This window comes from Chrysosporum bergii ANA360D, from assembly GCF_029891735.1.
GTDB lineage: Bacteria > Cyanobacteriota > Cyanobacteriia > Cyanobacteriales > Nostocaceae > Umezakia > Umezakia bergii.
In genome coordinates this window covers 1-12041 of sequence record NZ_JANQDH010000019.1, presented here as the reverse complement: position 1 = coordinate 12041, position 12041 = coordinate 1, and the positions used below count along the sequence as shown (strand labels likewise).

Below are 12041 nucleotides of genomic sequence, written 5' to 3'. Positions count from 1 at the left end.
GAAAATTATCCCATTTGCACCCTAGTTGTTTGAATATGATTAATTGCTAATTATCATGGCGCTTTTTGGTTTGAATCAGCGCTTTCGCCTCTGGTTGCAACCCACAAGAGGTTTAGCCATCGCCGAAGCTTGTATTATTGGTCTTGTAGCTGCCCTTTCTGCGGTATTCCTGAAAGTGGGGTCGGGATGGTTGGGGACATGGCGAGTGCAAACCAGCCAAACTGTACCAGTTTGGCTAGTTTTACCCACTGTTGGTATGACTTTTGGGTTTATAGCTGGTTGGTTAGTGAATAAATTTGCTCCCGAAGCTTCGGGTAGCGGTATCCCCCAAGTTAAAGCCACTCTCGCCAATGTGCCAATTACATTATCCTGGCGAGTGGCTGCTGTGAAGTTAATCAGTGCCATCATTACCCTAGGTTCAGGGATGAGTCTGGGGCGACAAGGACCAACGGTTCATGTGGGGGCTGGTTTGGCCGCTGGTATGAGTCGCTGGGTTCCTACTTCTCCAGATCATCGACGACAAATGATCGCTGCTGGTGCTGGTGCTGGTTTAGCTGCTGCTTTCAATGCTCCCCTTGCTGGTGTACTGTTTATAGTAGAGGAATTACTCCACGATTTATCAGGAATAACTTTAGGAACTGCCATTATCGCTTCTTTTATTGGTGGCGTAATATCCAGGCTGTTGGGGGGCGGGAGTTTACAAGTAGATTTGGAATTAGTAAAATATGTAACTCACTTTACTTTGCCAGAAATTCCTTTTTTTTTGCTACTAGGAATTTTAGCAGGGTTACTGGGTGCTGTATTTAATCGTGGTGTCATTGCTAGTATCAGAATTTATCAAAAATTACACCTCGGATTACCGATCAAAATGGCTCTAGCTGGTTTCGTTTCCGGCTCAGTCGTGGCAATGCTGCCTGAATATTTCCGTAACTATGCTGGCTTAAGGGAGTACATGATTATTAGTGAAGCTAATATATCAGTTGCCGCTATCGCTTTTTTATCTCAATTTATTCTCACCTTAATTGCTTTTGGTTCAGGTGCGCCTGGGGGGTTATTTGCTCCTAGTCTGATTTTGGGTTCTTGCCTAGGACACTTGGTTGGTGTATCCTCTTCTTATTTCTTGCCAGTGGATTCTCCCACTACTTACGCCTTGGCGGGTATGGGAGGTTTTTTTAGCGCTGTTTCAAAAGTACCAATCACAGCCATTGTGATTGTGTTTGAAATGACTACAGACTTTAATCTAGTACTACCTTTGATGATTGTATCTGTAGCTGCTTACTTAGTTTCTGATAAAGTCATGCCGGGATCTTTGTATAACAAACTTTTGCAACTCAAAGGCATCACTATTACTCAGGGTGTTTCTACTGAAGGGATATTAAGAAAGTTAACAGCAAATGATGTGATGCAGCGCCGAGTAGAAACCCTAGATGCAGATATGACCTTAGAAGAAGCCATGCAGGTATTTTCTCGTTCCCATCATCGCGGCTTTCCAGTGGTGGAGGAGGGTAAGCTAGTGGGAATTATTGCCCAATCAGATTTAGTTACTAGGCATGGCAACACTCAGCCATCAAACCAACTGTGGTTAAGGGATATTATGAACCATTCCCCCATCACAGTCAAACCTAGACATAACCTCAGTCATGTACTGTACTTATTAGACCGTTATCACATCAGCCGCTTACCAGTGGTAGAAGCACGAAAATTAATTGGGATCATTACCCGTGCTGATATTATCCGCGCTCAAGCAGAACATCTTAATTATGGCAACTTTGCCCCAGAGTCACAAAAAGAACCCTCTTATGTAGTTTATCAAACGCGATCACCCAATCTAGGCAGGGGGAGATTATTAGTCCCAATAGCCAATCCAGAAACAGCCCCCATCCTCTTACAAATAGCAGCAGCTATTGCCAGCGATCGCCACTATGAAATAGAGTGTCTGCAAATAATATTAGTACCCCCGCACCAATCACCATCAGAAACATCAGTTAGAACAGCTAAAAGTCGCCGCTTACTACGCCAAGCAGAAAATTTAGCCAAAAAATGGAGAATTCCCCTACACACCCAAATTAGACTGGCCCATGAAGCCGCCCAGGCTATATTGGAAACCATCAAAGAACGACACATAAACCTGATTTTAATGGGGTGGAAAGGTGAAACTTCTACCCCAGGAAGGATTTTTGGCAACACTGTAGATAAAATCATTCGCCAGGCCACCTGCGATGTGATGCTAGTAAAACTGGGTGAAAGTCAACATCAGCCAATCCCCCAGTTTAACCGTTGGTTAGTAACAATGGCAGGGGGTCCCAATGCCAGAGCAGCAATTAAATTATTACCAGCCTTGGTAACTTTGGGGCATAATCCTTACATTCGTCTGACACAAGTATTTAAACCATCTCAATTTCCACCAGAGATGATAGTTTTAGAACAAGCTATCCGGTTATTAATGCGTCAACGCAAAATAGCCAGCAATATAGATGCTATTCCCATAGAGGCTGATTCTGTAGCTGAAGGAGTGATTAATTTGGTGAAAACAGAAAATTATGATGTTGTGGTGGTGGGGGCTTCTCGTGAGGGATTATTACAGCAAGCGGTTCAAGGTAATATTCCCGAAGCCATCGCCTCTGGTGTAGACTGCACGGTAATTTTAGTTAGGGGACCGATTAGTTAATGATGGAGGAGACACCCGCCAAATCATCATATTATTATCTTCACCAGCAGTAACAAAAGTCCGACCATCGGGGCTGATGGCAATAGATGTTACAGTATCCCTGTGTGCCGTGATTGTACGTATTTTTTGCCATGTGAGTAAGTTCCAAAGTGTAATAGTGCCATCACGACTACCACTCACCAGCAATTGATCATCTGGACTAAAAGCAACATCTGTGACAGTTTCCGAATTTTCCGCCAAAGTGTAGGTATTTTTTTGGGTGGCTAAATTCCAAAATTTAATGGTGCGATCGCGGGTAGCACTAGCCAGAGTCAGACCATCAGCACTAAAAGCAACATCAGTGACTGTTTCCCCATCTTCCCCCAGTGTACCGAGCGGAATTGCTTTATTCACATCCCAAAGATTAATAATTTTGTCAAAACCCCCACTAGCAAGGGTCATACCATCCCCACTCATAGCCAATGAACGCACCCAAGATGTATGGCCGGTGAGTGTGTTTGTCAACCTTCCCGTAGTTATATTCCACAGTTTAATAGTATGATCATCACTAGCACTAGCCAAAGTCCTACCATCCGGGGTGATAGCTAAAGCGTGAATTGAATCAGAATGTCCCCTGAGTGTGCGGATCAACTCACCAGTTACTAAATCCCATATTTTGATGGTTTGATCATCAGCACCACTAACCAAAGTGCGCCCATCAGGGCTGATCACTACTACATTTACTTTTTGCAGATGACCTTTGAGAGTGGTGATTTCTTTGCCGGTGGACAGATTCCATACTTTAATGATGCGATCGCCACTGCTAACAAAAATCTGGCCATCCGGACTGATAGCTACAGACGAAACCAAATCTTGATGACCAGGGAGGACTTTAGCCAAAGAAAGGTTAACTGACTCAGACGGACTACTACGATATTGATTCAGCCGAGAAAATAAAACACCCTGAACACGGCGAAATTGCTCATACCAAGAATCTTCAATACCAAACAGAAGAATCAAAGCAAATACCAAGACTAGATTTCTGAGTAAGGTATATTTGATTGGCAAAGAAGAAATCTCAGTTACTGATGGTTTGACAATCGCAGTAGCTGGTGGTAGTGCTAGTGGCTGTTTTGGTATCAAATCTCTCATCACTTCATCTGCTGATTGATAACGTTCCTGAATATCTTTTTTTAATAATTTATCAAGAACATAATCTAATTCTGCACTTAAAGGAGTGCGTAAGAATTGCCGCCAATTATTCACCCAGGCGTAGCCATATTCCATCCACAACTGAAATGGGGAAATTCCCGTCAACAAATGAAAGCAGGTAGCACCCAAACCAAATAAATCGCTAGCGGGGTAAGCTTGACCGTCTCTAATTTGTTCTAGAGGGGAATAACCATGAGAACCAATGGATGTGCCATTTTTCCTTTGTACTCTCGCTGTTAATTGCTTGGAAGAACCAAAATCGATCAAGCTTAATCGTCCGTCACCGTGTCGGCGGATAATATTTTCTGGTTTGATGTCGCGGTGAATCACACCACGGTCATGGACAAACTTGATCACAGGCAATAAATGCTCTAATATTGCTTGGATTTCCCCTGGTTTATAAATTTTTCGCCGTTGCAACTCTTTTAACAGGTTCTGCCCATTGACAAACTGTTGTACTAGATATAAACAATTTTCCTGTTCAAAATAAGCTAACAGAGTTGGGATTTGTGGATGTTCTCCTAGTTCTTGTAGACGCTTTGCTTCTGAGGCAAATAAATCTACTGCTTTCTTGTGAGACCAAGTTCCTTGAAATTTTGGCGCTAATTGTTTGATCACACAACGTTCATTGAGTTTATCTGTATCTTCGGATAAATAAGTTCTGCCAAATCCCCCCTCATCAGAAAGCACGCGAATGACACGGAAGCGATTTCGCAAAAGTGGCACCAAAGGGGTGCTACAAGTTCGGCATAACTTCTGTTGATCAGGATTTAGGGGGTTTGGGCAGTCGGGATTTAAGCAGCAGATCATTATCCAAGAGGCGCGACTGCACAGGAAATTATGTTAATTTGTTCCCCGGCGCTCATGTAAATTTAGGTAAATGCTTTCCGGTTTTTTTGCAGTAACTTACAAGAGCTGCTGAGTTGATCATGTTTCTAGCGATCATACTCTATTATATTGTTTTTGCCATTGTGCTTGAGCAAAAAATACCCATAAAAGAAATTTTGCCCCATTGAATCATACTACTCGCTCATGACACAATTACCAGCCCGGGCTTTTTGCCAAAGTTGATGCAAAAATACCTCAATGGATGAAACTGGGGAAAAACTTTCACCACCACAATGGACATTCCCATGTGTATTTCAATCGTATCTCACTTGTTTAATAAATACTATAAACATACTACACTTGTATTACCATAATGTCCATACCTTCAAGGAGTACAAGTCATGCCTACAATACCACACACTCCCACCACCGACATGCAAGTTACCAGCATCCGTCTCGAACGGGAACTGAAAAATAAACTCAAAGAAATAGCCGGTAATCAGGGATATCAAGCCTTGATCCGAGATATCCTCTGGAATTATGTACAACAAAAATCAGCTGAGTGGAAACCCCGATTTTCCCGGGCTGATATTCGAGCAAGTATTGCTGGTACAGCTATGCAAGAACAGCATTGTGTACTTACAGGTCAATTAATTCAACCCCAAGAACCAATGCTGTTCGGATTAACAAAGAATGGTCATATGGTTCCTCTCAGTGTAGCTAGTTTAGCTTCTTAGGTTTTTATTCCAGTATATGCAGCCCACTTGTTCAGTAGTAAAAAAAAAGGGGGCTGCATTTAAGATTCAGTTAGTTTTACTGATTTTATGGTGATAAATACATAATTCCAGGATAAATACAGTATTAATACAGTTAAATTTCTGGCTCTAATGCCTAAAATCAAGAGAAAATACGGTTTATGTATAGTTAGGTTTTAGATATGCTGGTTATAAGTTAATTAAATATCAATGGATCATTTTATGAGATTTTGCCGGAAAGGTAAATTAATTTTAGACATTAATTTTAGACATTAATTGTGGTAAACCAAAGATTATAATTATATTTACTGTTGCATAATTCTATGAAAAATTGCCGGATAAATTTAAATTGCTATAAACAATACCAAATTATTATTTAAGGTTTCAAAACTTTATGTTTAGGTGTAGAGCGTTCATTAGAAACAACCTGTATGCAGAATTTCACCAGTCATTTAGAAATAGTTTAGACATTAATTAAATCTCCTATTACCTTGGTAATTAGCAGCAGAAATAGCTATAACAGTTAATAGAAAGCGGGAAAAAAGTTTGCGACTTGTCAGGGTGTAGCAAAGTAACAACGGTAAAGGATATGCCAAGAAATTGGGTAGACGAAAAATGGGGTAATTATCCGCGAGTGTGCCAGAAATGAACAATTATTTATCATTACCATTAGAATATCTGGATAACCAGGAGCGGCTAAAATCACACCCGGTGAAGCGAATGGAGTATCAGCAACTGGTTTATTACTTGGTACAAACAATTAACCAGATTATTGCCAATAATTCGGTAACTGCATTGATGCTGCCAGAGATTGCTAAATTGCTGGGAGTTACCTTTAATGTTGACTGTTGTTGCTTGACCGCAGTTACTGGTGAGGCGGTGGGTAATAGCACTGCTGCTCATTGGTTGTCTGATCAGTATGCAATGCAGCAGCCGGGAGAAATGTTTTCGCCACAACAGGTGATGATGGACTTACCATTGGTGGAATGTGCCGGTGAACCATTAAGTATGGAAGACATCTCCACTATTCAAAACAGTTTGATGGTTGGGTCTCCATACTTACCATTACCAATCAAAGCGATTTTGGCAATTCCTACCCGGTTGGGAGGTAAAAATAACGGGGTGATTTGTTTGCTCAAATTCCAGACCTACCATTGGCAAGAGTCGGAAAAAGAACTCCTAAAACACATAGAGCCGTCCTGCGCCATTGCTTTTTCTCAGGTTCTACAAGCCCAGGTGAATGCTAGGCAAAATCAGGAGCTACAAAAAACTTACCACTATCAAAATTTAATTAAGCAATTAACTTTACTTAGCCGGAGTAAGTTAGAGTTAAATCAAATGCTGGAGTCAGCGATCGCTTCTACTGCTGAATCATTAGAAGTGGATCGGGGTTTGTTGGTCTTGCTCAAGTACACAGATCCATTGTTGAGAGTTCAACCAAAAACACAAATTCCTCAAGCCAAAGCCACTGTTGTGGCAGAATGGAACCGATGTTCACCAACGATTAAACCTGATGCTGATCAGACATTTTCCCTCACTGAGTGTAGTTTGTCGCAACGGGTATTTACTGAGTCTGGCAGCCCAGTGATCATCGATGATTACCAGGAATTTGGTCAAGTTACCCCATTGTTTACCATTCAGGCTTTACCTCATGTGCTGTTAATGTCTTTGGAGAACCAAGGCAAAGTTTTAGGATTTGTGGTGTTACAACAAGCACAACCTCGCCAGTGGCAAGGGGCGGAATTAAATCTAGTGGAAATGGTCTGCGCCCAAATGAGCAACACCATAATTGAGTCACAAACACTAAGGCAAGTACAAACTGTAGTGGATGAGCGGACGGCAAAATTAAAAAGCAGTCTGGAACTACAGGCAAAATTACATGAAAGAACAAGGCGATATGTTGAGCAACTGCGGGAACTCAATGAACTCAAAGATGAATTTTTGAGTAACATCAGCGATCGCTTGCGTTATCCTTTGACAAATATGCTGATGTCAATTAAGAATTTACGTTTGCCGGGAATATCACAGGAGCGTCAACATAGATACTTAGATATTTTAGAGCAGGAATGTAGTCAGGAAATCAACTTAATTAATGACTTGCTCACCTTACAGAAACTGGAGTCAGATCAACAACCTTTACAATGTCAGACCATAGATTTAAATGGCAAAATTCAAGAATTAAGTACTGCTTTTCAGGGTAGGCTGGGGGATAAGAGTTTAACTATGACCGTAGATGTACCGAAAAAGCCGTTAATATTACAAACTGAACCAGAAAGTTTTGACCGTATCTTGCAAGAGTTATTAAATAATGCTTATACCTATTCTGAGCATAATACTGTAATTCGCTTGCTTTGCTTTGAGCAACTAGAAGCAGAAGTGAATCAGGTTATTATTAAAGTGATCAATACAGGGCGTGCCATTTCTCCAGAGGAGGCCACCTATATTTTCGACAAGTTTCGTCGTGGTAAAGGACGTTGGCACCCAGGTACTGGCTTAGGACTAGCCCTGGTTAAATCCTTAGTGCAGCACTTGAATGGTGCGATCGCTGTTGAGAGTATGCAAATCTCAGATTCTCCACTCAGTGATATTTGTTTCACCCTAACCCTGCCCCAACATGAAAGCAAAGCACATTCCCAAAGTGACTGAACAATACAACATCACCCAAAATTTTGATCCCGGACTGGCCGATATTGACATCCAGCTAGAGAATAACTTAGTTGTTGATCCAGTTGGTTTGCCTGATGTGGAAGTTCGGATTGAGAAGATAGCTGAAAGACAGAGAAAAATTACTGCTAAAGTCCAGATTCCTCAACCTGTTGAACGCATTTGGCAAGTTTTAACGGACTATGAAGCCTTGTGTGACTTCATTCCCAACCTGAGTAAAAGTTGTTTACTGGAGCATCCTCATGGTGGTATTCGACTTGAGCAAATCGGTTCTCAGCGTTTACTCAAGTTCAACTTTTGCGCCCGTGTAGTGTTGGATTTGGAAGAATACTTTCCCACAGCAATTAATTTCTCTATGGTGGAGGGAGATTTCAAAGGCTTTTCTGGCAGTTGGTGTTTAGAGCCTTATTGTCAGGGAGAGGTTAGGGGAACCATTTTGTGTTACACCATCCAGGTTTGTCCGAAACTAACCATGCCCATTACCATCATTGAACGTGGCCTTAGCCATGATTTGCGATTAAATCTTTTAGCTATTTATCGGCGTGTAGAGGCGCTTTAATTAGCAACAATCAGCCTTCAACAAAGGCTGATTGTTGCGGAAGCACATAGGTTGTACACCTTCCATATACCCCCAGGGGAATTCGAATCCCCGTCGCCTCCGTGAAAGGGAGGTGTCCTAGGCCTCTAGACGATGGGGGCGTAAGACTCAGACTCTCTATAACATAACTAATTTTTCACTAGATGTCAACCCCTTTGCCAAAAAAAAATTTTTCAAGGCTAAAATGGAAGAGGAATATAGCCATGATTTGCGGTTAAATCTTCTAGCTATTTATCGGCGTGTAGAGGCGCTTTAATTAGCAACAATCAGCCTTTTGTAAAGGCTGATTCATGTGGAAGCAGCAGATAGGTTGTATGGTTTTTATATACCCCCAGGGGAATTCGAATCCCCGTCGCCTCCGTGAAAGGGAGGTGTCCTAGGCCTCTAGACGATGAGGGCGTAAGACTCACACTCTCTATAACATAACTAATTTTTCACTAGATGTCAACCCCTTTGCCAAAAAAAATTTTTCAAGGCTAAAATGGACGAGGCATACATACAGTCCATGAAAATTTGTACACCCAGCACACAAAGCAACAGTATGAGATGCGATTAATGTAGCTGTTGAATTTTTCCTTGTATTTGATACTAACCAGAGGAATCTTCATTTCCTAGCCACCATGAGTTTTTTCCCTCATTTTGTATAAATGGAGTAAATAATAATACTAAATATGGAAAAAATATCTAATTTACTAGAGACGAAGGATGTGATGTTGTACTCTGTAGAGATAGTATTTACCATTTTTTACATTTTTACAAAAGATTTTGAAATACATAGCTCAAAATCTAAGATATGGAAACATCTTTTGAAATAACCCTACAGATGGTGAGCGTAGTTTTTGCAGGCATTGCCGCCCAGGTGCTGGCTGCATACTTCCGCTTACCCAGTATTGTCTTGTTGTTGCTTCTAGGCATTCTGCTTGGTTCCGATGGACTGGGCTGGTTACATCCTCATGTACTGGGTACAGGGCTAGAGGTGATTATTGCACTGGCAACGGCAATAATCTTATTTGAAGGAGGACTCAACCTGGATGTACAAGAATTGGGTAGAGTTTCAGTCAGCCTACAATTACTAGTCACCCTGGGAACACTAATTACATTAGTTGGTGGTGGTATGGCTGCCCACTGGCTCGGGGAATTTCCCTGGAACATAGCTTTTCTGTACGGCTCGATTATCGTGGTGACAGGTCCCACTGTCATCGGACCCTTGCTAAAACAAATCAATGTAGATCGTCAAGTGGCAACGATTCTAGAGGGAGAAGGAGTTTTAATTGACCCAGTAGGAGCTATTCTAGCCTTCGTAGTCCTGGACACGATTATGAATGGTGACGCTGATCCCATCAATGCCATCATCGGTTTATTAATGCGTTTGGGAGTTGGTGGGGCTGTTGGTGCCGCAGGTGGCTACTTGATGAGCTTAATTTTTAAACGTGCCAATTTTCTGTCCTCAGAACTAAAAAATCTGGTGGTACTGGCGATTCTTTGGGGTCTGTTTACTCTAGCCCAGACGATTCGCAGTGAATCAGGAGTCATGACCACAGTTATTGCTGGTGCGGTATTTGCTAACTCTTCAGTACCAGAAGAGCGGTTGTTGCGAAACTTTAAAGGTCAGCTGACAATTCTCAGCGTGTCAGTGTTATTCATTCTCCTGGCTGCTGACCTTTCCATTGCTAGTGTGTTTGCCTTGGGTTGGGGCAGTTTGTTGACTGTTTTAGTCCTGATGTTTATTGTTCGCCCTATTAATATTCTTTGCTGTACCTGGAATAGTGATTTAAATTGGCGACAAAAGCTTTTTTTAAGCTGGGTAGCTCCCAGGGGAATTGTCTCTGCCTCTGTAGCTTCTTTGTTTGCTATTTCTTTGACACAGCGCGGTATTAATGGTGGTGATGCCATTAAAGCTTTAGTATTCTTGACCATTATCATGACGGTGGTTTGTCAAGGGTTAACAGCTGGAAAAATTGCCCAATGGTTAGGCATTACCTCTAAAGATGCAACCGGAGCGGTGATTGTGGGTTGTAATCCCTTGAGTTTGTTGGTTGCCCGTTTCTTCCAAGAACGGGGAGAAAAAGTCGTCATGATTGATACAGATCCCGAAAGTTGTGCTAGAGCGGCAGATCAAAATGTGCCTGTGATTTCTAGCAGTGCGCTGGATGTTTCGGTTTTAGAAGAAGCTGGACTGGGTTCTATGGGAACTTTTTTAGCTATGACTAATAATGGTGAAGTGAATTTTGTCTTGGCTCAACGGGCGGCTGAAGAGTTCAGTCCACCGCGTGTTTTGGCAGTTTTTCCCCGGAAATCCCAGGCTAGTTCCAGTCCTACTCACAAGGTTCACCAGGCTTTTGCCTCAGAGTTGGTGATTAAAACCTGGAATGAGTACCTCAATGATGGCAGGGTCAAGCTGGGAACAACTACACTCAATCATGACGAATTTATCAAACAACAAGAACGCATCCAAGAAAAAATTAAAACCGGGGAATTGATTCCATTGTTGGTAGAACGCGATAACCGTTTACAGGTGATGCCAGCCACTCAAGAATGGTTAGTGGGCGATCGCATTATTTACTTGTTACATGATCCCCGACCTAACCTGTTAAAGCGTTTATCTGGTGGTAGTCAATCAACGCGGTTGTCTGTGGAAACCTTAGCGGAGGTGGAAGAACCACCACTTGAAAAGTTATCTCAAAATTGATGGTAGGGCATGGTGCTTTCTCAATATCCAGGTAAAATGCGGAATATTTGTCAGTGATAGCATTTTTAGAGAATTTGGCTACAGGACTGAGATACTATGTCTTTCATGTCTTAAACCACTTGTCATTTTTGCTTAAACAGTGTAGAATTTATTTTAGCATAATGTTAGCACAAAGCATAAAAGCTAGATATCAGTACAGATTTTACCCCACAGACCAACAGCAACAGAGTTTAGCTCGGTTGTATGGTTGTGTAAGGGTTGTCTGGAATGATGCGCTACATTTCTGCAAACAATCTGAAAAGCTGCCTGGGTACAACAAACTCTCAGGAATGCTCACCCAAGCTAAAAAGACCGAAGAAAGAAAATGGCTATCTGATGTTTCTTCAGTGCCATTACAACAGTCTCTTAGGTATTTAGATGCTGCTTACAAAAACTTTTTCAATTCCCTTAAAGGCAAGAGAAAAGGTAAAAAGGTTGGGATACCTAGATTTAAAAAGAAAACCAACTCACAATCAGCAGAGTTTACTAAGCAGGGGTTTTCGATAAAAGATGGAGTAGTGTACCTAGCCAAAATTGGGAATATCAAACCCATTTGGTCAAGAGACCTACCGTCTCAACCTAGCTCAGTTACAGTGATTAAGGATTGTG

7 protein-coding genes and 2 tRNA genes are annotated in these 12041 nt (G+C 41.8%); 6 read left to right on the top strand and 3 right to left on the bottom strand.

Annotated features, from left to right (window positions below):
• Positions 1-55 precede the first annotated feature (55 nt).
• Entirely contained in the window at positions 56-2668 is a 2613-nt protein-coding gene (locus NWP17_RS02905; RefSeq protein WP_280653410.1) for a chloride channel protein, read from the top strand.
• Here the strand turns inward: NWP17_RS02905 and NWP17_RS02900 are convergent.
• Positions 2645-4669 carry a protein kinase domain-containing protein gene (locus NWP17_RS02900; RefSeq protein ID WP_280653409.1) on the bottom strand — a complete coding sequence of 675 codons (2025 nt, stop codon included), beginning with the start codon at positions 4667-4669 and terminating at the stop codon, positions 2645-2647. The genes NWP17_RS02905 and NWP17_RS02900 overlap by 24 nt on opposite strands.
• A gap of 419 nt (positions 4670-5088) precedes the next feature.
• Between NWP17_RS02900 and NWP17_RS02895 the strand changes: the two genes are divergently transcribed.
• The 3 genes from NWP17_RS02895 (at position 5089) to NWP17_RS02885 (ending at position 8665) form a co-directional block, all read left to right on the top strand.
• Complete coding sequence (locus tag NWP17_RS02895; RefSeq protein WP_280653408.1) at positions 5089-5424, top strand: hypothetical protein; 336 nt, start codon at positions 5089-5091, stop codon at positions 5422-5424.
• Positions 5425-6087: 663 nt separating this feature from the next.
• The gene (locus NWP17_RS02890; RefSeq protein ID WP_280653407.1) at positions 6088-8088 is read left to right on the top strand and encodes a GAF domain-containing sensor histidine kinase; all 2001 of its coding nucleotides are present in this window, start codon (positions 6088-6090) and stop codon (positions 8086-8088) included.
• A complete protein-coding gene (locus tag NWP17_RS02885; RefSeq protein WP_280653406.1) occupies positions 8057-8665 on the top strand; it encodes an SRPBCC family protein in 609 nt (202 codons plus the stop codon). Before NWP17_RS02890 ends, NWP17_RS02885 begins: the two co-directional genes overlap by 32 nt.
• 67 nt (positions 8666-8732) lie before the next feature.
• On the opposite strand, the gene NWP17_RS02880 is transcribed toward NWP17_RS02885, so the two are convergent.
• Positions 8733-8805, bottom strand: a tRNA-Glu gene (locus NWP17_RS02880).
• A 225-nt stretch (positions 8806-9030) separates the two neighbouring features.
• A tRNA-Glu gene (locus NWP17_RS02875) sits at positions 9031-9103 on the bottom strand.
• 394 nt (positions 9104-9497) lie between these two features.
• Here NWP17_RS02875 and NWP17_RS02870 point away from each other — a divergent pair.
• Entirely contained in the window at positions 9498-11393 is a 1896-nt protein-coding gene (locus NWP17_RS02870) for a cation:proton antiporter (protein WP_280653405.1), read from the top strand.
• Positions 11394-11554: 161 nt separating this feature from the next.
• A partial coding sequence (locus NWP17_RS02865; RefSeq protein ID WP_280653404.1) for an RNA-guided endonuclease InsQ/TnpB family protein occupies positions 11555-12041 on the top strand: 487 nt, incomplete at its 3' end.

Bases quoted from the DNA above. Each gene is read 5' to 3' on its own strand.
- NWP17_RS02905 (WP_280653410.1), top strand. From the start codon at position 56: ATGGCGCTTTTTGGTTTGAATCAGCGCTTTCGCCTCTGGTTGCAACCC.
- NWP17_RS02870 (WP_280653405.1), top strand. From the start codon at position 9,498: ATGGAAACATCTTTTGAAATAACCCTACAGATGGTGAGCGTAGTTTTT.
- NWP17_RS02895 (WP_280653408.1), top strand. From the start codon at position 5,089: ATGCCTACAATACCACACACTCCCACCACCGACATGCAAGTTACCAGC.
- NWP17_RS02885 (WP_280653406.1), top strand. From the start codon at position 8,057: ATGAAAGCAAAGCACATTCCCAAAGTGACTGAACAATACAACATCACC.
- NWP17_RS02900 (WP_280653409.1), bottom strand. From the start codon at position 4,669: ATGATCTGCTGCTTAAATCCCGACTGCCCAAACCCCCTAAATCCTGAT.
- NWP17_RS02890 (WP_280653407.1), top strand. From the start codon at position 6,088: ATGAACAATTATTTATCATTACCATTAGAATATCTGGATAACCAGGAG.